At 38.0% G+C, this 23,271-nt stretch carries 19 protein-coding genes and 1 other annotated feature; of the genes, 2 read left to right on the top strand and 17 right to left on the bottom strand.

Annotation, left to right across the window (positions count from 1 at the left end; translation table 11 throughout):
- Positions 1-176: 176 nt before the first annotated feature.
- The 13 genes from PGC35_RS01345 to PGC35_RS01405 form a co-directional block, all read right to left on the bottom strand.
- Entirely contained in the window at positions 177-1,073 is an 897-nt protein-coding gene (locus PGC35_RS01345) for a threonine/serine dehydratase family protein (protein WP_375217872.1), read from the bottom strand.
- Positions 1,074-1,220: 147 nt separating this feature from the next.
- Positions 1,221-1,805, bottom strand: a complete 585-nt coding sequence (gene leuD / locus PGC35_RS01350; protein ID WP_375217873.1) for a 3-isopropylmalate dehydratase small subunit — start codon at positions 1,803-1,805, stop codon at positions 1,221-1,223.
- 12 nt (positions 1,806-1,817) lie between these two features.
- Positions 1,818-3,227: a 3-isopropylmalate dehydratase large subunit gene (gene leuC / locus PGC35_RS01355; RefSeq protein ID WP_375217874.1), complete on the bottom strand. Its 1,410-nt coding sequence runs from the start codon at positions 3,225-3,227 to the stop codon at positions 1,818-1,820.
- A 19-nt stretch (positions 3,228-3,246) separates the two neighbouring features.
- On the bottom strand, positions 3,247-4,347 hold the full coding sequence (gene leuB / locus PGC35_RS01360) for a 3-isopropylmalate dehydrogenase (protein ID WP_375217875.1): 1,101 nt from the start codon (positions 4,345-4,347) through the stop codon (positions 3,247-3,249).
- A gap of 18 nt (positions 4,348-4,365) precedes the next feature.
- Entirely contained in the window at positions 4,366-5,910 is a 1,545-nt protein-coding gene (locus PGC35_RS01365; RefSeq protein WP_375217876.1) for a 2-isopropylmalate synthase, read from the bottom strand.
- The gene (ilvC, locus tag PGC35_RS01370) at positions 5,897-6,931 is read right to left on the bottom strand and encodes a ketol-acid reductoisomerase (RefSeq protein ID WP_056827613.1); all 1,035 of its coding nucleotides are present in this window, start codon (positions 6,929-6,931) and stop codon (positions 5,897-5,899) included. Before ilvC ends, PGC35_RS01365 begins: the two co-directional genes overlap by 14 nt.
- Before the next feature lie 193 nt (positions 6,932-7,124).
- Positions 7,125-7,637, bottom strand: a complete 513-nt coding sequence (gene ilvN / locus PGC35_RS01375) for an acetolactate synthase small subunit (RefSeq protein WP_053590288.1) — start codon at positions 7,635-7,637, stop codon at positions 7,125-7,127.
- Positions 7,634-9,337 carry an acetolactate synthase large subunit gene (gene ilvB, locus PGC35_RS01380; RefSeq protein WP_375218265.1) on the bottom strand — a complete coding sequence of 568 codons (1,704 nt, stop codon included), beginning with the start codon at positions 9,335-9,337 and terminating at the stop codon, positions 7,634-7,636. Before ilvB ends, ilvN begins: the two co-directional genes overlap by 4 nt.
- Positions 9,338-9,672: 335 nt before the next feature.
- Positions 9,673-9,929, bottom strand: a binding site (T-box leader).
- Positions 9,930-9,939: 10 nt separating this feature from the next.
- A complete protein-coding gene (ilvD, locus tag PGC35_RS01385) occupies positions 9,940-11,607 on the bottom strand; it encodes a dihydroxy-acid dehydratase (protein ID WP_056827614.1) in 1,668 nt (555 codons plus the stop codon).
- A 355-nt stretch (positions 11,608-11,962) separates the two neighbouring features.
- Positions 11,963-12,394 (bottom strand): hypothetical protein, encoded by a 432-nt coding sequence (locus PGC35_RS01390; protein ID WP_375217877.1) that lies wholly within the window; start codon positions 12,392-12,394, stop codon positions 11,963-11,965.
- A gap of 303 nt (positions 12,395-12,697) precedes the next feature.
- Positions 12,698-14,380 (bottom strand): methyl-accepting chemotaxis protein, encoded by a 1,683-nt coding sequence (locus PGC35_RS01395; RefSeq protein ID WP_375217878.1) that lies wholly within the window; start codon positions 14,378-14,380, stop codon positions 12,698-12,700.
- Positions 14,381-14,535: 155 nt separating this feature from the next.
- Positions 14,536-16,227, bottom strand: a complete 1,692-nt coding sequence (locus PGC35_RS01400; RefSeq protein WP_375217879.1) for a methyl-accepting chemotaxis protein — start codon at positions 16,225-16,227, stop codon at positions 14,536-14,538.
- A gap of 22 nt (positions 16,228-16,249) precedes the next feature.
- Positions 16,250-16,999, bottom strand: a complete 750-nt coding sequence (locus PGC35_RS01405) for an NlpC/P60 family protein (protein WP_375217880.1) — start codon at positions 16,997-16,999, stop codon at positions 16,250-16,252.
- Between the two features lie 280 nt (positions 17,000-17,279).
- Between PGC35_RS01405 and PGC35_RS01410 the strand changes: the two genes are divergently transcribed.
- Positions 17,280-18,968 (top strand): flagellinolysin, encoded by a 1,689-nt coding sequence (locus PGC35_RS01410; RefSeq protein WP_375217881.1) that lies wholly within the window; start codon positions 17,280-17,282, stop codon positions 18,966-18,968.
- Between the two features lie 43 nt (positions 18,969-19,011).
- Here the strand turns inward: PGC35_RS01410 and fliT are convergent, their stop codons facing one another.
- From fliT to PGC35_RS01430, 4 genes are read right to left on the bottom strand one after another with little or no spacing between them, the layout of a single operon-like run.
- The gene (gene fliT / locus PGC35_RS01415; RefSeq protein ID WP_375217882.1) at positions 19,012-19,362 is read right to left on the bottom strand and encodes a flagellar protein FliT; all 351 of its coding nucleotides are present in this window, start codon (positions 19,360-19,362) and stop codon (positions 19,012-19,014) included.
- Entirely contained in the window at positions 19,362-19,760 is a 399-nt protein-coding gene (gene fliS / locus PGC35_RS01420) for a flagellar export chaperone FliS (RefSeq protein ID WP_375217883.1), read from the bottom strand. The genes fliT and fliS overlap by 1 nt, the downstream gene beginning before the upstream one ends.
- A 43-nt stretch (positions 19,761-19,803) precedes the next feature.
- Positions 19,804-21,870, bottom strand: a complete 2,067-nt coding sequence (gene fliD / locus PGC35_RS01425) for a flagellar filament capping protein FliD (RefSeq protein WP_375217884.1) — start codon at positions 21,868-21,870, stop codon at positions 19,804-19,806.
- Positions 21,871-21,889: 19 nt separating this feature from the next.
- On the bottom strand, positions 21,890-22,270 hold the full coding sequence (locus PGC35_RS01430; RefSeq protein ID WP_375217885.1) for a flagellar protein FlaG: 381 nt from the start codon (positions 22,268-22,270) through the stop codon (positions 21,890-21,892).
- Between the two features lie 142 nt (positions 22,271-22,412).
- Between PGC35_RS01430 and PGC35_RS01435 the strand changes: the two genes are divergently transcribed.
- Positions 22,413-23,222 carry a flagellin N-terminal helical domain-containing protein gene (locus tag PGC35_RS01435; RefSeq protein WP_375217886.1) on the top strand — a complete coding sequence of 270 codons (810 nt, stop codon included), beginning with the start codon at positions 22,413-22,415 and terminating at the stop codon, positions 23,220-23,222.
- Positions 23,223-23,271: the final 49 nt, after the last annotated feature.

Genomic DNA, 23,271 nt, shown 5'->3' on the forward strand with positions numbered 1-23,271 from the left:
GGAAGGATGTTGTTAGTCGCTACTTTCCCATCTTTACTCGCTATATAATCATTAGTATTCGCAACATTGAACTATTTACTCACTAGTTCACAAGTTGAACCACGATATCTCACTCTGGATAGAACTCCAAACCATAAAAAAACCGCTAGATGATTTAACTAGCGGTTTCAATATTTTTATTTTGCCATTGGGACTTGAATGGACATTTGCTGACATTCGGTTAGTTTGCCAATATCGAAATTTCCTCCACTCACGATTACTCCAACGTTCCCAGCGGAAGATGGGATGTGGTGACTCAACACTGCCGCTACAGCTGCGGCTCCTGCACCTTCTATGAGCGTTTTTTCGCGTTCTAGCATAAAGAGAATTGCAGATGCAATCTCCTGCTCGGTCACTGTGATGATGTCGTCCACAAGGGAATGAATAATGTTCATTGTTAGCTTTCCAGGGACTTTCACGTTTATGCCCTCAGCAATCGTTTTACCTTGGTATGGTAGTAAAGCTGCGTTCTTTCCTTTATAAGCAACTGCAATTGCAGCTGAATTGATAGACTGAACACCAATGACACGGATATCTGGGCGAGAGGATTTTACTGCAAGCAATGTGCCTGCAAGTAATCCCCCTCCCCCAGCAGGTACGACAATTGTGTCAAGTTCCGGTCGTTGTTGCAGCATTTCCATTGCTACCGTTGCCTGGCCTTCTATTACGGCTAAATCGTCAAATGGATGAATAAATGTTGCTCCAGTTCGAAGCTGTTCTTCTCTAGCTGCAACATATGCCTCATCAAAATTTTGCCCCACTAGCTTGACCGTCGCCCCATACCCTTTAGTGGCATCCACTTTTGCTACTGGAGTTCCAATTGGCATGAAAATCGTTACAGGCACATTTCGCGCTTTTCCAGCGTAAGCGACACCTTGCGCATGATTTCCTGCGGAAGCTGCGATTAAACCTTTTGAGCATTCGGCTTCCGTAAGCTGTGAAACTTTATTCATTGCTCCTCGAATTTTAAATGAACCCGTTTTTTGCAAGTTTTCCATTTTTAGAAATACTTTTCTTCCACTGATTTCATTCAAAGTAGTCGACTTTTTACATGGTGTCCGATGAACGAACTCTGCTACTTTTTCAGTTGCCCGATATAAACCTACAGTGTCGTATGAATTCCCAACAAAACCATCTCCTAGTTTACTAATTTTAATAAAACAGATTACGCATTGTCAGTCTTAGACCGCCTGATGCTTTTTTAATTCGTAAGCTTTAATATGATCTTCGTATTGGAAGGTCAATGAAATTTCATCCCAACCATTTAAAAGCATTTTCTTTTGGTATGGATCGATATCGAATGAATAAACTACACCGTCTGCACCAGTAACTGTTTGTGCTTCTAAGTTTACTTCTACGTTGTATTCTTCATTACTTAAAAGTGCTTCTACCTCATCTACGGACAATTTTATAGGAAGAAGTCCATTTTTCATGCAGTTATTGTAGAAAATATCCGCGAAACTTGGAGCAATAACTACACGGAAGCCGTAATCTAAAATGGACCAAGGTGCATGCTCACGTGAAGATCCACATCCAAAGTTCTCATGTGCTACTAATATAGTAGATTCTTTATAACGCTCGTCATTTAAAACGAAATTTTGGATTGGATTTCCTTGTGCGTCAAAGCGCCAGTGGTAAAATAAATATTTGCCGAATCCTGTACGTTCAATTCTTTTTAAAAATTCTTTCGAAATGATTTGGTCCGTATCTACATTTTTTTGATTTAAAGGTGTTATAACACTTTTGATTTCATTAATAGGCTCCATGGGTTTTCCTCCTTACGCATTCACTAGTTGAAATTTGCGAATATCTACAATATGACCTTCGATAGCTGCAGCAGCTGCCATTGCAGGACTCATTAGATGAGTTCTCGACCCAGCACCTTGACGACCTTCAAAGTTTCGGTTAGATGTAGATGCACAATGTTCACCAGCTGGTACAACATCGTCATTCATCGCTAGACACATACTGCAACCAGATTCGCGCCATTCAAATCCTGCATCAAGGAATATTTTGTCGATGCCTTCTTGTTCGGCTTGTTTTTTCACTGTTTTTGATCCTGGAACGACGATCGCCTTCACATTCGGATGTACTTGACGGCCTTCGATCACATTGGCTGCTGCACGTAAATCGCTTAGGCGAGCATTTGTACAAGAACCGATAAATACATTGCTTATTTGAATTTCCTCTAAAGGCATTCCCTCTTGGAGACCCATATATGCAAGTGCTTTTTCATGCGCTTGTTGATCGCTTGTTTCCGAAAAATCTTTTGTAAATGGAATGTGCTTAGAAACACCTGAGCCCATCGAAGGATTAGTTCCCCATGTTACAAAAGGTTCGATTTCATCTGCAGAGATTTCTACTGTTTTATCGTAAGTTGCCCCTTCGTCTGTAGCTAGAGCTATCCAACGAGCTGCTTCTTTTTCAAATGCTTCACCTGTTGGAACATGCTCACGTCCTCTAAGGAATTCAACCGTTGTTTCATCTGGGCTAATCAAACCTGCACGTGCTCCTGCTTCAATTGACATATTACAAATGGTCATTCGCTCTTCCATCGACAATTTACGAATTGCCTCACCTGTATATTCCACGATATATCCAGTACCCATATCGATACCGAATTTTGAAATAATCGCTAGAATTATATCTTTAGCAGCTACGCCAAACCCAAGTTCACCTGTTACTTTGATTTCCATCGTTTTCGGCTTCGCTTGCCATAGTGTTTGCGTAGATAGCACATGTTCTACTTCACTTGTACCAATACCAAAGGCAATGGCACCAAAGGCACCATGAGTCGATGTATGACTATCCCCACATACAATTGTTTTACCTGGTTGTGTTAGACCAAGCTCTGGACCAATAATATGGACAATCCCTTGATCGGGATGATCCATATTGGCAAGAGGGACACCAAACTCTTCGCAGTTTTGTTGAAGCGTACTTATTTGTTTACGTGCAATAACATCCTTTATCTGCTCTCTGTTTCGTGTTGGAACGTTATGATCCATCGTTGCGAAGCAAAGATCCGGACGACGAACCTTACGATTATTTAGTCGTAGCCCTTCAAAAGCCTGAGGAGATGTCACTTCATGGAGCAAGTGTAAATCGATATAGAGAAGGTCTGGTTTACCCTCTTCCTCGTATACAATGTGTTCATCCCAAATTTTCTCAATAATCGTTTTTGCCATTTAGTCCCTCTCCTTTTGGTTAGACATAAGAAAACATTATGCTTTCAGATACAAATTCTGAGTCTAACTCTTCTAATACTTTTGCTGTCCATTCTGTTGTAGAAAGCGCTCGTTTTCCTTCTACTTGTAAATCACCTGTAAGATTTCCATCATTTAATACATTAAACACTGCTTCTTCCACTGCTGCTGCTTCTGTTTCAAGTTGGAATGCTTCACGAAGCATCATTGCCACAGAAAGAATCGTTGCCGCTGGATTCGCTTTGTTTTGCCCTGCAATATCAGGAGCTGATCCGTGTACTGGTTCATATAAACCGAAGCCATCCTCACGTGTACTTGCTGATGGTAGCATTCCTAGAGAACCAGTAATTACAGATGCCTCATCACTTAAAATATCACCAAACATATTTTCCGTAACGATGACATCGAAAGCTCCTGGCTTTGTAATTAATTTCATTGCAGTAGAATCAACAAGCATATGCTCTACATCTACGTCTGGATATCCTTGTTTTTTCTCTTCTACGATTTCACGCCATAGTTTACTAGAATCAAGGACATTTGCTTTATCAACGGATGCTAGTTTACCTTTGCGACTTCTAGCAATTTGGAAAGCTGTATCGACGATACGTTCAATTTCCTTTCTTGTATAAACAAGCGTGTCAAACGCATAGTCGTTTGTTTTCTTACGTGGTTCAGCGAAATACAGACCGCCTGTTAATTCACGAACGATTACTAAGTCCACATCCTTTGCAACTTCTTTCTTAAGTGGAGATGCATCAAGTAATGCTGGAATAGCTTTTACAGGACGAATATTTGCATATAAACCGAAATGCTTACGGATTGCTAATAATCCTTTTTCAGGGCGTAAATGAGATGGATTTTGATCCCATTTTGGCCCACCTACTGCGCCTAAAAGGATGGCATCACTTTGACTACATGCATCAATTGTTTCTTGTGGAAGAGGATTTTCCTTCGCATCAATTGCCGCACCACCAATCAGCGCATATTGCAGATTAAACGTATGATTGTAGCGATGAGCAACTGCTTGAAGCACCTTTACGGCTGCTTGCGTTACTTCTGGACCAATTCCATCTCCCGGTAGTACCGTTATCGTTTTTTCCATCCCATTCACTCCCATTTTTTATTGTGGTACTGCTATTTGCTCTTGATAGTGCGATTTAACTAATTGACGGTTTATAGCGTTCAAATATGCTTTTGCAGATGCTTCCAATACATCCTGAGATGCATTGCGCCCCGATGAATTAACACCATTAAAGCTTAAGTTAACGATTGCTTCGCCAAGTGCATCTCTTCCTTTAGAGACAGAAGATACACGATAATCAATAATATGAACTTCTCCGTTCACTAGCTTTTCTAATGTATTGAAAATAGCTTCTACCGAACCAGCTCCAGTGGAAGAAACTACTTCCACTTCACCAGATGGTGTTTTAGCTTGAACCGTAGCGGTTGGAATATTAGAAGTACCGTACTGTACCTGTACGCTTTCTAATTCATAGACTTCCACTTCAGAAGTTTGTACTTGTTGATCTGTCAATAAAACAAATAAATCTTCCTCGGTAATCTCTTTTTTACTATCTGCTAATTTTTTGAATGCAACAAATGCTGCATTTAGCTTATCATCACTTAATTGAAAGCCCATCTGTATTGCACGATCAGAGAATGCATGGCGACCAGAATGTTTACCAAGTACTAGTTCAGTCGCTACATCACCAATCAATTCTGGTGTAATAATTTCATATGTTTCTGGGTTTTTCAGCATACCATCTTGATGAATTCCTGATTCATGTGCAAATGCATTCTTCCCAACAACCGCTTTGTTTGGTTGGATCATAACCCCAGTTAACTTACTTACAAGCTGACTTGTGCGTTTAGTTTCTTTTAAAACAATACCGGAATCTGCTTTGTAGTAATCATTTCGAATATGTAGTGCAACCGCAACTTCTTCAAGCGCTGCATTGCCTGCACGTTCTCCAATTCCGTTGATTGTACCTTCAACTTGTGTAGCGCCATTTTCAATGGCTGCAAGTGTGTTGGCAACTGCTAATCCTAGATCATCATGACAGTGAGCAGAAAGCTTCACTTTTTCAATACCAGTCACGTTTTCACTCAAGTATCTGAATAAAGCCCCATATTCAATTGGAGAAGCATATCCTACAGTATCAGGGATATTAATCGTAGTAGCTCCCGCTTTAATTACTTCATTCATTATTCGTACTAGGAAATCACGGTCTGAACGTGTTGCATCTTCCGCTGACCACTGAACAAGTGGAAAATATTTTCTCGCAAGCTTTACGGATTCTACTGCAATTTCAATAACTTGCTCAGGTGTTTTGTTCAGCTTATATTGCATATGGATTGGGGATGTCGCGATAAATGTGTGTAGATGTGGCTGTACTCCACCTTTTAAAGCCTCCCAAGAAGTTTCAATATCACTTTTAATCGAACGAGCTAATCCTGTTACCGTTGAGTTTTTCACTGTGTCAGCAATTAGTTTAACTGCCTCAAAGTCTCCAGGAGAAGAAGCAGGAAACCCTGCCTCTATGATAGAAACTCCAAATTTCTCAAGCTGACGAGCTATTTCTAACTTTTCTCGCGTGTTTAGGTTAATCCCTGCAGATTGCTCTCCATCACGTAGCGTTGTGTCGAAAATATCAATTTTGACCACTCGTCACCACTTCTTTCTTGACTTGTTTTTTTCCTTCATTGATGAAAGGCATCATTTCACGAAGTTTTGCTCCAACAACTTCAATTTGATGTTCAGATTCTGCTTTTTTGATTGCGTTATATTTTGGACGATCTGTTTCGTTTTCTTTAATCCATTCTCTTGCAAATGTTCCATCTTGAATGTCCGTTAATACGTCTTTCATACGATCTTTTACAGAAGCATCAATGATGCGTGGACCTGAAACGAAGTCTCCCCACTCAGCTGTATCCGAGATGGAAGAACGCATTGTTGCCATTCCACCTTCGTACATTAAATCAACAATCAGTTTTAATTCGTGTAATGTTTCAAAGTAAGCAAGCTCTGGTTGATATCCTGCTTCTACTAAAGTTTCAAAACCAGCTTTTACTATTGCAGTTGTACTACCACAAAGTACTGCTTGTTCTCCGAATAGATCTGTTTCTGTTTCTTCTTTGAATGTTGTTTCCAATACTCCAGCACGAGCAGCTCCAATTCCTTTTGCATATGCTAGAGCTAGATCTTTTGCTTGACCAGTTGCATCTTGATATACAGCGAATAAACCTGGTACCCCTGCTCCTGCTTCGTATGTTCTACGCACTAAATGACCTGGACCTTTTGGTGCTACAAGGAATACATCCACATCAGCTGGAGGTACGATTTGATCAAAATGTACGTTGAATCCGTGAGCGAATACTAATGATTTTCCAGCAGTTAATGCAGGCTGTATCTCTGCTTCATAAACAGCTTTTTGTCTTTCATCTGGTAATAAAATCATGATAACGTCTGCTTTTTCAGCTGCTTCTTTTACAGAATAAACTTCTAATCCGTCTTCTTTTGCTTGATCGAATGATTTTCCTGCACGAATACCAACAACTACGTTAAAACCTGAATCCTTTAAGTTTTGTGCATGTGCATGACCTTGTGATCCGTAACCGATGATTGCAATTGTTTTTTCCTGTAAAAGTCCTTCGTTGATATCTCCGTTGTAATACATTTTAGCCATTATAATTTCCTCCTCGAATTTGGGTTTTTATATTATTTAAAAGTTTTTTAAACTTAATAACTAAGTATCTGTCTAGCTTCTGACGCCAGCTGCTCGAGGTCAAATGTCAGTTTTCTGCGGTGGCTGAAGATCTGCCTCCTCGAAAACTGCCAATTGCTTGTCGCAGCTAAACGGCGTCTTCCGCATTTCGATTTTACAGTATGGATAATTGTGGTGTGTTTGTTTTTTGGGTTTCACGAACAAACGCTGTAACACCTGTTCTTGTAAGCTCTTTAATACCATATGGTTTGAGCAGATCAATGAAAGCATCAATCTTTTCTGGGTTACCGGTTACTTGAAAGGTAACAACGTTTTTCCCCGTGTCGATTGTATAAGCTCGGAATGGTTCAATAATACTGTTTATCTCTGCTCTTACAGCAGGTGGCGCTACGACTTTCACGAGTGCCAACTCTCTCACAACAATCGATTTTTCTGTAATATCATTAACTTTCAACACATCTACTTGTTTTTGAAGCTGTTTTAAAAGCTGTTCTAGTTTTTGTTCATCTTGTACGTTTACGACAAACGTCATTTTAGAGATTTGCGGTTGTTCCGTATGCCCCACTGTAATACTTTCAATATTGAATTGACGCTTCATGAGTAGGCCAGTAACACGGTTTAAAACACCACTTTGATTGATCACTGTTACCGTAATAATTCGTTTCATTCTGGCTTCACTCCAATCATTTCATGTAGCCCTTTACCTGGAGCAACCATTGGATAGACACTTTCTTTTTGAACAACTCGACAATCAATTAGTACTGGCTCATCTGATGCAAGTGCTTCTTTTAATTGAACCTTTGCATCTTCATATGTTTCGATTTTGTAGCCTTTAATATCATAAGCAGCTGCTAATTTTACGAAATCAGGCTGAACTGGGATGAGAGATTGCGAGAAACGCTCTCCATGGAATGTCTCTTGCCATTGGCGTACCATTCCGAGTGCTTGATTGTTTAAGATAATAACTTTTACTGGGATTCTCATCTCTTGTAGTAGAGACAGTTCCTGAAGTGTCATTTGGAAACCTGCATCACCAACGATGGAAATTACTTTTGCTTCTGGTTTAGCAAGCTGTGCACCAATTGCTGCTGGGAAACCAAATCCCATTGTTCCAAGTCCACCAGATGTTACCCAGTTATGCGGATGATTGAATTTATAATACTGTGCAGTCCACATTTGATGCTGTCCTACATCAGTAGTTACAACTGCATCTCCATTTGTATACTCATGTACAAGCTCTAACACTTGCTGTGGTAAGAGCCCTCTTTCCTCACTCGCTTGATAATGAAATGGATATTCTGTTAGTGAAACACGTAAGCTCTCTAACCACGTAGCAGTATTTCCATTTGACACATCTTGTGCAAGCAGTGCCTCCAAAGCTTCCTTTGCATCCGCAACAATTGGGATTTCTGTAGGAACGTTTTTCCCAATTTCCGCTGGATCTATATCGATATGAACCACTTTTGCATTCGGTGCAAAGTAGTTTAAGTTTCCTGTTAGACGGTCATCAAATCTTGCGCCTACATTAATTAGTAAGTCACAAGTTTGAATTGCCATATTGGCTGTGTAAGTCCCGTGCATCCCTGCCATTCCTAAAAACAACTCATGATCGCCTTCTATACTCCCAAGTCCTAGGAGTGTATTGGTTACAGGGATTTGATACTTCTCGGCAAACGCTGCTAGTTGATCTGATGCTTTAGCGAATAATACACCTGCACCTGCAAGAATCAATGGTTGTTTTGCAGTAGAAATAGCTTGGGCTGCCTTCTGTATTTGCAAAAAGTTTGGCGTTGTCGTCGGTTGATATCCTGGAAGATTCACTTCTAGGTTTGCATCCTCCGATGAAACAAACATGCCTGTTGCCATATTTTTTGGAATATCTACGACGACTGGTCCTGGACGACCTGTGGAAGCAATATGAAAAGCTTCGTTAATAATTCTTGGTAAATCTGCTACATCTTTCACTTGGTAATTATGTTTTGTAATTGGTTGTGTAATCCCAATGATGTCCGCTTCTTGAAAAGCATCTGTTCCAATAACAGTAGTAGCAACTTGACCTGTGAAAACAACTAGTGGAATGGAGTCCATCATAGCATCAGCAATGCCTGTCACTAAGTTCGTTGCACCTGGTCCAGAAGTAGCAATAACTACCCCTACTTTCCCTGATACTCTTGCATATCCTTCAGCTGCATGGATTGCACCTTGCTCGTGGCGAGCTAGAATATGTTTGATAGGATTTCTGTATAATGCATCATAAATCGGTAAAACTGCACCACCTGGATAACCAAATACTACTTCAACCTGATGTTTTTTTAGTGTTTCGATTAAAACATCCGCTCCATCTAATTGCTTCGGAGCAGCAGGCATTTGAGCTTCTTCATAGGTTTGTTCTGCTTCTTCTACACTCAACTTCATCATAATTTCCTCCTTTTACTTAAATCGTCCAGTCCAAATCGAAAAGCGTAAGCGCCTGTTTAATAGAGTACAGTCTAATTTCGCGACATCGTGTCGCAACGACTGCATGACCTACATCCTGTATGCCTCCGACAGGCAAATGGGGAATAGCGAGGAGGCAGCTCCTCAGTCACCGCAGCTATTTCACATTTGACCCCGAGGGGCAAGGTGCTGAAGTCTAGACAACACCTTTTTGTTATAAAAAAAGAAAAGAATTCCTCCCACACAAAAAAACTATAGTTCTTTTGTATAGGGATGAAATTCTTTTCATGGTACCACCCTAGTTCGCAGCGCAACCGCTACCTCGCAGACAACCGACAAATCGCCGACCATCCATTTTTAACGAGAGTAGCTAATTTACTACACCCGGAAGTATCTAATTGGTTTCCCGTTCAACACTTCACTCCGAGGGGATGTCGCTAAAGGTTGTATTGCCGGGTCCCAGCACCACCGGCTCTCTGTGAATACAAGATTCCTTTAACTTTTACCTCATCATAGATTTAATCAATATTCGTTTAGATTTTCATTACTCCACCTGTACTCGCAGATGTTACGAGTTTCGAATATCTTGCTAAATAACCTTTTTTAATTTTTGGTTCAAATGGTTGTAAGTTTGATCTTCTTGTAGCTAATTCTTCTTCATTAACCTTTAACTCTATTGTTCTATTTGTTAGATCAATAGCGATAATGTCATCATTTTCAACTAATGCAATCGGTCCGCCTTCTGCTGCTTCTGGAGAAATATGTCCAATGGAAATTCCTCTTGATGCACCTGAGAAACGTCCGTCCGTAATGAGTGCCACTTTAGTTCCTAATCCACGACCTTGAATCGCTGATGTTGGAGCAAGCATTTCTGGCATCCCAGGTCCACCTTTTGGACCTTCGTAGCGGATAACGACTACATGGCCCTCTTGAACAATACCGTTGTCAATCGCTTCTTGTGCCGCTTCTTGCGAATCGAACACAATTGCTTTTCCAGTAAATTCTTTAATGGAAGGATCAACTGCTCCTACTTTAATCACTCCACCATCTGGAGCAATATTTCCAAATAATACGGACAAGCCGCCTACTGGACTATATGGATTTTCTTTTCGGCGTATGACTTGATCATTTTTAATTTCTGCATCCTTCACGTTCTCATAGAGAGATTGACCAGTTATCGTCATTCGATCTGGATGAACAGCTCCAGGAATCTCGCAAAGTTCTTTTATAATTGCACTAACTCCTCCTGCAAGATGTACATCATGCATAGAGTAATCAGAGGCAGGCATAATTTTCGATAAATAAGGAATTCGTTTTGCTACTTCATTTATTTCTTTCACGTCATATTCGATTTCTGCTTCATGCGCGATAGCCAATGTGTGGAGAACTGTATTTGTTGAACCACCCATTGCCATATCTAGTGCAAACGCATCATCGATTGTTTCTTTTGTAATCAAATCTCTTGGCTTTACATCTTCTTTAATCATTCGTACAAGATGTTTAGCCGCTTCCTTAATAAGTCGGTGACGTTCCTCGGAAGTTGCAATAATTGTACCGTTACCTGGAGGAGTCATCCCTAACATTTCCATTAAAGAGTTCATGGAGTTAGCTGTGAACATTCCCGAACAAGACCCACATGTCGGACATGCATTTTGTTCAATATCGAGAAGTTGTTCTGCAGTCATTGCACCAGATTTATAAGAACCAACTCCTTCAAAAACGGATGTTAATGAAAGTTGTTTCCCGTCAGCTGATGTTCCAGCCTCCATTGGTCCACCTGAAACAAAAACAGATGGGACATTTGTTCTGACTGCTGCCATTAACATTCCTGGTGTGATCTTGTCACAGTTTGGAATGTAAAACACTCCATCAAACCAATGCGCGTTAATAACTGTTTCGGCAGAATCCGCGATAAGCTCTCGACTCGGAAGTGAATATCTCATTCCGATGTGACCCATTGCAATCCCATCATCAACACCAATCGTGTTAAATTCAAATGGAATTCCACCTGCTTCGCGAATTGCTTCTTTGACGACCTCAGCAAATTTATTTAAATGCATATGGCCTGGAATAATATCAATATAGGAGTTACAAACACCGATAAACGGTTTATCTAAATCTCTTGTTTTTACCCCAGTAGCATAAAGCAAACTACGATGCGGGGCACGATCAACGCCTTTTTTTATCATGTCACTTCTCAATATAATCGACTCCTATATCACTGCTAATCTAGCAACTAGCATTGAAGCTTTTGCTTTTGTTTGATTGTGAATTTTCTCACAATATTTAATATATTGTTGATATCATAACTCCTTTAAAATGGCGCGTCAACACCCTTTTTAAAAATTGTCAGTTATTTTTGAATATTCATTAATTATGAAATCGCTTACATCTGCGATATATCGCATTTTATATTCAGAAAAAAATATTTGTGAACAATTTGTTAAAATGACGTGGACGTGGAAGTTCTATGCTGAAGTGGTCTCAAGTAGAACCGAGTACGAAAAATTAAAGCAAAATAAAAAAGACCCTCTCTCAATATTGAGAAAGAGTCAATCACCATAAATTAGGTTTTACAACCATAAACCAGAGCATGATTAACAGCAAGAGTATATATTGCCATACAGAACTGTTTAATCTTTTAATAAGAGTACTGGAATCAATAACTCCAGCTTGAAATTGTCGAATCTTTGGCTTAAATGCCTTTGCAAGAAACACGATAGAACTAATCATAACAACAATTGTCATGACTACCCACGATGTCGACCATGGCCAATTTCCTTGCCACATAAGTAGAACTCCAGAAACGACTAAAACATGACCAGCATGCTTAACTATCCGAATCGAAGCTTGAAAAACTTCTATTTGGGAATGAAGGACTTCACCGCTCTTATCATGCATTCGATTTAATAAAGGAAATAAAACAAAAAAAGGACCAATAGAAAGAATTGCACTAAGTACATGGATAAAAACAATGAATTCGTACATATAATCACCTACGTACATTATACTTTATCCACTTACAATAATTTGTGTCTAGATGAGGAATGTTTTATATATGGAATATACTTTTCCTATTCGCTATATTTAAAAGTATCTTCGCAACATTATAGACCTAACTCGAAACTTTTTACTTTCTCGCTATATTTACTCGCTTACTCGCAACATTCTAATCCGTATTAGCAATATTTACTTGCTTACGCGCAACATTCTAGAGCGTATTCGCAATATTGACATATTAGAAAGACTCTATTTCGCATTACGAAATAGAGTCTTTTCTTATTAAATAGTTTATAGTTTAAAATGGCTTACTTCACTTTGTAGTTTTTCTGCGAGATTTGCCAATGATTGTGCACTTGAAGAAATCTCTTCGTTTGCAGCTAGCTGCTCTTCTGTAGCAGCACTTGTATCACTCGCACCATCTGCTGCACTTGCTGCTAGTGCTTGTACCTGTTGCGCGCTTTCCGTTACGGATTCAGCCATTGCTTGAATTTGCTCAATTGCTGCAGAAACAGTTTCAACTTTAAATACAACTTCTCCAACGCTTGACTCTATTTCATTAAAAACATTAAGCGATTCCGTAGTTTTCGAAAGCCCTTCTTCTACTTTTCCTCCACCAGTTGTGATTGCTTTAAGAGCATCACCAGAAGCAGATTGTATCAACTGAACCATCGATTCAATTTCGGAAGCTGAGTTTTTCGATTGCTCAGCAAGTTTACGAACCTCTTCCGCTACCACAGCAAAACCTTTTCCATATTCCCCTGCACGCGCTGCTTCAATTGCAGCATTTAGAGCAAGTAGATTTGTTTGCTCCGATATATCTGTAATTAGCGCAGTAATCGATTGAATTTCATCGGAATGCTTCGCCATGTTTTTCATAATTTCTGTTGTTTCATTAAACGTAGTGTGAATCGTATCCATTTGAGTGGCAACATCTGTTACTACAGATGATCCTTTAGTTACGAGGTTTTTCACCCCATCCGTCGCTTGTAGCATCTCTTTATTGCTTTTCGAAATTTGTCCAACACCTTGTTGCAATTCCATCATAGAATTTACAGAGCTTTCTAAATGCTTTACTTGTTCCTCGCTGGCTACCATTTGCCCTTCAGCTGATTTCGCAACCATTTGTGAAGAAGCAAGACTTTCCTCAGAACTTGCAGATAGCTCTTCAGCGTTCGCAGCCAATTGCATAGAAGAGTCTCGAACACTTGACACAATGCGTTGTAAATCGCTCGACATTTTATTGAAAGTTGTCGCCATAACTCCAACTTCGTCTTTATTTTTAATTTTGATAGGTTCTACTAATAAATTCCCGTTTGCAATTTCCTCTAAACCAGAAGTAACCTTTTGAATTGGTTTAGAAATGCTTTTACTAATGAAATAAGAAAGAAGTAATGCAATAACAACGCTAAGTATTGTAATGATAATTACAAAATTATTAGAGGTTGCTTGATATTGATCTAACTCAGCTCTTGTTTGTTCCATATCAGCAATTTGAATTTGCTTTAATTCAGCTAAGATTGCTAGCACTTCATCGTTTAATTCAGTAGATTGGCTAGCATATTGTTCAAATGGTTGATTGCTCTTTTTCAACGAAATTATCTTATTATTTGATTCAAATAACGCCACTGTTTGCGTGCGAAGATCCTCTAATAGCTTTAATGACTTCTCATCCTTCACACTCTCAATTAGTGTTTTTGCCGCGGCTGACCCATTTATAATTTCCTCATCAAACTTACCAATTGCATCTTCTTTTCCAAACATGACAAACTCTAAAACAGCTGTCGCCATATCTTTTTGGATGATTTCAATCTCTCCTACTAGTTCCACTTTCTTCACATTATTATCAAGCAAAGACTGGTATTTATCAGTAATAATAGATGATGCTAAAATAGATAATACGCTAATTAATACTAATAAAAATAACACTGCTGAAAACCCGAACCACAATTTTTTCGATATTGTTAATTTCATTTCCTTACTCCCTTTTTTCCTATTCTCTCTTTTCCAAATGATTCTTAAGTAACCATATTATTATACATAAATAAAGGTACTTTGTCATAATATAGAATTTTATTGTCGAAAAAAAGCCCTAAATCTAATAAAAGATTTAGGGTAATTGATATACATTAAATTTTAAAATGACTGACATTATTTTGCAAAGCCTCAGCAAGATCTGCTAATGACTGTGCATTTGCAGTGATTTCTTCATTTGCGGCAAGCTGCTCTTCTGTAGCTGCACTTGTATCATTTGCCCCATCCGCAGCAAGTGCTGCTAGACGTTGAACTTCAAGTGAACCTTCTGAAACGGATTTTGCCATTTCCTGAATTTGCTCTATTGCAGTGGAAACTGACTCTACTTTGACTCCAACTTCACCGACAGCAGATTCAATATCTTTAAATACATCTAGTGATTCAGTTGTTTTGGAAATCCCTGCTTCCACTTTACCGCCACCGTCTGTGATTGCTTGAACTGCTTCACTGGATGCCTCTTGAATCATTTGAACCATGGAAGCAATCTCCGTTGCAGAATTCTTTGATTGCTCAGCTAATTTTCTTACTTCTTCGGCAACTACCGCAAATCCTTTTCCATATTCTCCTGCGCGAGCCGCTTCGATTGCTGCATTCAATGCCAATAAATTCGTTTGTTCCGAGATATCTGTTATTAACGCAGTTACATTTTGTATTTCATCTGAATGCTTTGCCATATTATTCATAATAACTGTCGTATCTTTGAAGGTTGTATGAATCGTGTTCATTTGTTCAGCAACATCCGAAACTACATCAGATCCTTTATCAACAAGCACTCTAACTTCGTCTGTTGCTTTTAACATCTCTTCGTTACTTATTGAAATTTGCTCGACCTCTTGAGATAATTCAGCCATCGCGTGAACCGAAGAATCCATATGGCGGACTTGCTGTTCACTAGTGGCCATTTGTTCCTCTGCAGACTTCGCTACCATTTGTGAGGACGCTAAGCTTTCTTCAGCACTTGCAGTCAGCTCCTCAGCATTAGCCGCGAGTTGCATAGATGAATCTCTAACACCTGAAACAATTTCAAGTAAATCTTTCGACATTGTATTGAAGGCTACTGCCATTTCTCCTACTTCGTCCTTGTTTTTAATCACGATTGGCTCTAAACGTAAATTACCATCCGCAATCTGAACAAGTCCTGCAGTTACTTTCTTAACAGGTTTGGAGATACTTCTACTAATGAAATACGCTAGTGCAAGTCCTAAAATAACACTGATAATAGGTATTACTATAGTTAGTATATTAACCATAGATTCAAATTTTTTCAGTTCTGCTCTAGTCTTGTCCATATCATCTTGTAGAAATTGCTCCATTTCCCCCAAGATTTTAATCGTATCATTACTTATCTCTTTAGAATCTGCTGTAAGTTTATTTATTACTGAAGTATCTTTATTTTTCTTTGCAGTAATCAATTCCTCATTTTTATCTATGAAGGTCTTCTCTTTTTTCTTGATATCCTCCATCATTTTTAATGTTTCTGGGGAAAACAATTTACCTTCCAAATCAGTAGTTAAGGAAGCCTGTAATTCTGAATTGGATCTAATATTATTAAGCGATTCATCTGTATTAAATAATAAATAATCCATTACACTACGAGAAATATCCTTTTGCGCAATCTCAATATCTTTTATAAGATCCACTTTTTCTACCCGATCATCTAACAAAAACTGATATTTAGCACTTATTTCATCCATAGAAATATGTAACATAACAGAAACTCCAGTTAGTAATATCAAGACGACAGAAAACCCTAACCACATTTTCTTAGCTATTGTCATTTTCATCATAAAGCTCCTAATCTCTCCAAAATTATTCACTCACCATATGAAATCTATTAAATGAAACAAAATGTTCCTTCCAATAGGTAGAATCTAAACTAGCAATCTCAACACCTTTAGAACCAGCATGTATAAACTCATTGTTGCCTAAATAAATTCCCATATGTGAAATTCCGGCTTTATATGTATTCTCAAAAAACACTAAATCGCCAACTACTGGGTTAGCAATAGCTGAGCTTTTTGCAAAATAACTCTCGCTGCTTTGTCTAGTGATAGTAAGCCCTGCTTGTGAATGAACAAAATAAATAAATCCACTACAATCAAATCCCGCCATCGTATTTCCTGCATACAAATAAGGAGTACCTACCAAAAGTTTTGCAAAGTCTACTACTAAATCATATGTAGCTTGTCCGTCTGAGGAAAGGGATTTTACATCATTAAGTATTGGAGCTGGGTTAGTAATAAGTTCCTCCGCCTTCACCTGGACATCTTTAGCAGGATTTTCTTTGGGAGTTGTTACAGGCTTCGCAGATGCTACCGCTTGAGTAGCTTTAGTAGTTGTATTAGCTACTTTAGGTTTTTGTACGATTAACTTCTGCTTTACATAAATACTGTCTTTCTTAAGCTTGTTCCAAGTACGAAGATCGTTCACTGTCACTTTGTACACTTTAGCAATCTTTGTCAACGAATCACCTTTTTTCACTTCATATAAAGCATTTGCACTTGCAGAAGTCGTAAATGTAAATAATAAGACCGAGACTATTAGCACCTTCTTAAACATATTAACCCTCCTTCTAATTTACTAGTAATTTAATAATACCATTATTTACACATTTACACAGTATTATTTTTGTAAACTAATTGCCCGGGAAATAAATTTATTAAAAGCGATTAAGGAAGGAAAAAATCATGGTGTATCGATTATAATTTTAATTAGCTAGTTAAAGAGAAAATGTTTTTAAGGAAAATTCCTCAAAAAGTTTATCCTCCGTATTTATTTGTTATGATTTTAACCGATATAAACATATGTAAAAAGTCTCATTCAGTAAGAAGGTGATAAATTGAGAATTCAACATAATATTGCTGCTCTAAACACTACAAACAAATTAAACAAACAACAAAACGCGAGCTCAAAACATCTTGAAAAACTTTCCAGTGGTTTGAAAATAAACCGAGCTGGTGATGATGCTGCAGGACTTGCTATCTCTGAAAAAATGCGTGGTCAAATTCGGGGTTTGAATATGGCTGGAAAGAATATTCAAGATGGGATTTCAATGATTCAAACAGCAGAAGGTGCTATGAACGAAATTCATTCCCTATTACAGCGTGGTCGAGAATTATCAGTTCAAGCTGCGAATGATACGAATACCGAAGAGGATCGTGGGGCATTACAGGATGAGGTTGACCAAATCCTGGACGAGATAGATGGTATTTCAAATCGAACTGAATTTAATGGAATGAAGTTACTTCGTGGAGGCGGATCTGTTACTCCACCATCCGGAGGGAATGGAACTGGTTCTTCTGCTTCAGATTCTTTACTAGGTTCTAAACAAGAATTAACAGATTCATTAATTAACTATATGTTGGAGGCATCTGAAAATGCGGTATTTAATGCGTATGGAGTTGGCCCTACCGATGGAACGGAAATTACAGTTTCATATGAGAATCAATCTCCAGGTGGTGCTGTAGCCTGGGTAACAACTTGGACAAATGGAACTGGCAAAGGAGTAAAATGGGAATTAACGATTGATGAGGCAGACTTTTTAACAGATAGTCCTTTATGGATTTCTAAAGACAGAATTGTTGCACACGAAATGGCGCATGCAATGATGTCTGCTTCGGGTATGACTTGGACTTCTATCCCAACATGGTTTAAAGAAGGAAGTGCGGAATATTTAGCAGGTGCAAACGAAAGATTAAAAAATAGCATTTCAATTTTAGGAAGTACACAAAATGTTGTAAATGCAATAAATTCAAGCTCTTCATCATCTCATTTCTATTCAGCTGGCTATGTGGCTACTAAATTTTTAGATAAATTATTGACAGATAGTGGAACTGGTAAAAGCATTAAAACTTTTATGCAACAACTAGCAACGGGTGACACATTTGAAAAGACTATTAATGATCAGTTAGGAATGAGTGAAAGTCAGTTTAAATCTAAATTTATCAGTGAGGGTGCTGCATTTATATCTACGTTAGATTTATCTGGTTCTGGAAGTATTCTTGGAGATTCTTTAGCTGATGAAAATGTTATTCCAGATACTTCAAACCCTATTACAGGTGATCATTTTAAATATGTATGGTCTTCTAGTACTGGACAATCTGGTACAAGTCCACTGATTTCTCCTACCTTAAGTACAAATGGAGATATAACTTTCCATATTGGAGCAAATAAAGATCAAACTATAACATTAAATTTAGCTACTATTTCATCGGATTCTTTAGGATTAGATACAGCAGATGTAAGATTATTTGCATCCCAAACCATTTCAGTTTTTGATTCGGCAATACAAATTATTTCCGGAGAACGAACTAAGCTTGGAGCAATACACAATCGATTAGGACATGCTTATGAAGCAACGATGAATACAGCAGAAAACCTACAATCTGCCGAATCTCGTATTCGAGATATAGATATGGCAAAGGAGATGATGGATTTCACTAAATCCAATATCCTAATGCAATCTGCACAATCCATGCTCTCACAAGCAAATCAGCAGTCTCAAGGAGTGCTACAACTACTGACTTAGAGAAACTAAAACACCGACTTTCTTAAACGAAAGTCGGTGTTTTTCATTTCTTATTATCAAAATACATACCATCAATTGTCTGTGTTGCGGCGTAAGGATTACTGTAAGAACCCTCATGACGTTTTTTTTGTTGGAGATCTTTTAAATCTCCTTTTACAGCATCCATTATTTTCTGTAATCGATCATTTATACCTCTATCTAATTCTACCAAATGCGTATAGAGAGAATTTGTAGATAAATCAGTTTCAGCTAGTGCATGTATTGCTTCTCCACGAGCATCAAGTAACTCATTAACCTGTTCGATAAACTCTGTACGTTCATTCTCTGATGGATTTTTAGCTAAGTGAGCATATAGCTTTTCAGATGCGGCTAGAAAATTTTCTACCTCACCCATTACGCTTGATCCCCAGTGAATTGTTTTTGACGATTAAGTTGTATTACCTGCTTCCAAGTATCACGAAACTCAATTGTATAACCTTCTACTTCTTCAATGATGCTCACATCATTTTTCATATTTGCTTCGATTAAACGGTGATTCATATATTCATACATTTGCATCATGGACTTAGAGATTTCAATATTCATATTCAATGTCACCATAAGTTCCTGAATAATTTTTTGAGCCTTTTGTAAATTAACGTTTTTCTCTTGGATGTTTTTTTCGGTAATGGCTACTTTCGCTTTACCTAAAAATTTTAAACAACCATTATAAAGCATTAGTGTTAGTTCACCCGGCGATGCGGTGCTGACACTATTATTTTTATAAGCTTGGTGAACCGATTGTGCTGACAATACGACACAACTCCTTTTATTAAACCTTTAACTACATTTTATATTATTGGGCTCCAAATTGCGATAGATAGCTAGATTGGGAGTTTGCTTTGTTAATTGCAGTCTCCATTGCTGTAAATTGTTTCCAGTAGCGAGCTTCCATATCTTCTAATCGACGTTTAAAGTTTGTAATACGATCATTTGTGTCAATTAAGCTTTTACCAATCGTATATTGTTGATCTGTAGAAGAAGCCTTACCAGCCTTTGTTTCAATTTTACCCGTAAACTCTTTCATCGAATCACGAAGACGTTGTACTATTCCGCGAGTGTCTCCTGAAGTAGTTTTTTCACCAGATTGGGTTAATGTTTTCACGACTTGATCAGGATTTTCTGTTAGCGCTTTTTTTAATTTATCTTCACTGATAACTAGTTTACCACCGTCTGAATAAATGCTAGATGTTGTTATACCCATTTCTGCAAGCGTATCTATTACATTATCATCTAGTCCGACTTTTCCATAGATAGCATTACGCATATCTGACAATCCACCACTTACAATTGAATCATTTCGATGTAGACCACTTTTCGCTTTTTCGTCCCATAGCTTTTGCTCTGTTTCAGTCATATCTTTTCGTTGCTCGTCTGTTAACGGAGGGAAGTCACGGTATTTTTTTTCCTTTAAGGAATCATTCATACCGGAAATCAGTTCATTGTATTTTTCGACAAATTCTTTTACTTTGTTGACCATTGAATCTATGTCTGAATTTGATTTTAACTGCACTGATGCTACGGTCGTGTCCGCTGGTGTTGCCCCATTTTGAGCAACTGCATCATTATATTCCTTCGTTAGTTGATCACTCCTTGTTTTTCTCGCTGCCAAGTCATTTGTCGTTCTTGTTACTTCGAGCTTAGCAATTGCAAGCTGATTATCAGCTGTGGCTGTTGTCTTTAATGAGGAAAAATCATTGGAGTTTACATTTTTTAATGCTTCTCTTTCTTCCACGGACAAACTTTTAAGTAATTTTTTTGTATCAGCACTCAGTGTTGTATTTGCATCGATATCTGCGTCCGTCGTACCTGAAAGGCCTACAAATTCTGTTAGTTCATTTTCACTAGTATTTGCTAATACATTCTTTAAGTTAGCACTATCTGCAACTGAATTATCATAAAAGTTTTTAGCATTACCTGACAATTTTGCATATTCTGTATCGTATTTAGACTGAGCGACTGGAAGATTATCCTCCGCCGTCTTTTTTGCATTTTCAGCATTCGTAACATCTACAATAGCTTGTTCACTCGCTTTTTTTAATGCAGCAACTTGACCTTCTATTGTATTTTTTACATTAAATGTAGACTTCAATGTAACATTATAGCCAGAAATCATAAATGTATTAGAAGAACGTTCCGTTGAAATCCCATTTACTTGGAAAACTGCGTTTGTTCCACCTGAAGCTAAATTTGTGGAATCGGTCATTCCTAATGCTGTAAACACATTATTCCCCTCGGTAACTTGTACCTCAGCCCCACCTTTTATATCGCCTGTATTTTTGGCAGTAATCGAAAGTTTTCCATTTTCAAATAATGCTGAGACACCCGCATTACTATCATTAATCTTTTTTACTACCTGATCAATAGTGTCAGTAGCTTTGATTTCAATTTTTGTTGCTTCTTTTGCTAACGTACCATCTGCTTGAATAGCCTTTAAAGAAATACTAGTATCTCCTGAGATTCCTGTAAGCTCGCTCATCTTGGTTGAACCTGTTGCAGTCCCTCCAGTTGATGTAGAGACTGTCTTTCCAATTTGCCTAGCAGCAGTCGCTAATTGTGAAACACCTTCAATAGAAAGATTACTTGATGCTGAGCCTGTAGCAGTAGCGCTTACTATATTTGAATTGGAACTTTCAACTGTCTTTTTATTAAAATTACTAGACAAAGAGAAATTATCAAATAAATACGTATCAAATGTTTTTAGTTTCGTATTGATAGAACGATATGAATCACGCTGCCATTCAAATGTTGTTTTCTTTTGTAATAATTTATCAAGCGGTATACGCTGTGCCTTCATCAAATCGCCAACAATTTGGTCGATGTCCATTCCTGATGCTAATCCACCAATTCTCATTCCTGCCATTTATAAAAACCTCCTAGTATTATATCTTTTTGTCTACAATCATACCTACAAATTTCTGCATTGTGTAAAATGCATCCAACAACTTACGAGGTGGTATTTCTCTTATAACTTCTTCCGTTTCAGAATCGACGACTTGTACATAATAGCGCTCCAGCCCTTCATGCATAACAAACTTTGAATTATGGTTTTGTAAAGTCATAAATTCATTTAATGCATCCACAGCTTTTTGTACTTTTTCTTTTGGTATACCGTCATTTTCATTTTCTTTTTGTTCCGCTTTCATTATTTGTTTCAGAGAATCTTCTGCTATATTTGCTTTTGATACATCCACAACTGTTTCCTGTTTTGGCTGGGCAACAACCGCAACATCTTTTGTTTGCGTCTGAGCTGATACACGCATGCCTTGCACTCTCCTTATACTAACAATGTTCTTATCACCTATATCGGTTATTTTTTAGAAGTTTTCAGTTTCTAGCAAAATTTTCATATACTCTGTCGATAATAATAGAGTAATTAAAATAATTCACATGGAGGTGAATGAATTGAAAATACAAAACCAGGCATGGATAGCCTTCTCTACAAACAGATATCAGAAAAATGACAATGCTATTACTAAAACTCTTGAAAAGCTATCGGGTGGAGACAAGCTAACAAGAGCCGCTGATAATGCATCTGGCCTGTCTATATCAGAAACGATGCGGGGGCAAATTCGCGGATTGTCACGAGCACAGCTTAATATGCAAGATGGACTTTCTGTATTAGAATCTACAGATGCAGGACTTCAACACGTGAGTAGTGTTTTACAAAGAATGAGGGAACTAGCTGTTCAAACTTCTACGGATACTGTGACCGATGAAGACAGGAATGCAGCGCAAAAAGAATTAGATCAACTACTGCAATCCATCGATGACACTGCGGAAAAAATGGAATTTAACACTCAAAATATTCTTGGTGAAATAAGACCATTGTACATACATGTCGGAGCAAATGCAGGTCAAACGTTACGTATTGATACGGTCAATGTTAGTACCACTTCCTTAGATATTAATGATTCAAAAATATCTACTAGTGAAGAAGCTGAAGAACTAATTACTAAAGTGGACAATGCATTATCCATAATCTCTATACACTTAGCCAATACTGGTTCTGATTATGAATCGCTTATTCATCATAAAGACAATGTTTCTAATATTGAAATAAGTCTACAAAAGTCAGAATCTCTCATTCGAGATCCTGATATGGCTTTTGAAATGATGGAATTCGTTAAGCAGGGAATTCGTCAAAAAGGTGATGAGTTGCTGATCAAGCATACAAATGAAAATGTTAGTGATGTGTTGAGGTTGTTTGGTTAAAAAATATAAAACAGACTGCTATGGTATTAAAACCAAACAGTCTGTTTTT

The sequence above is a fragment of the Psychrobacillus sp. PGGUH221 genome (assembly GCF_042055255.1).
Lineage (GTDB): Bacteria > Bacillota > Bacilli > Bacillales_A > Planococcaceae > Psychrobacillus.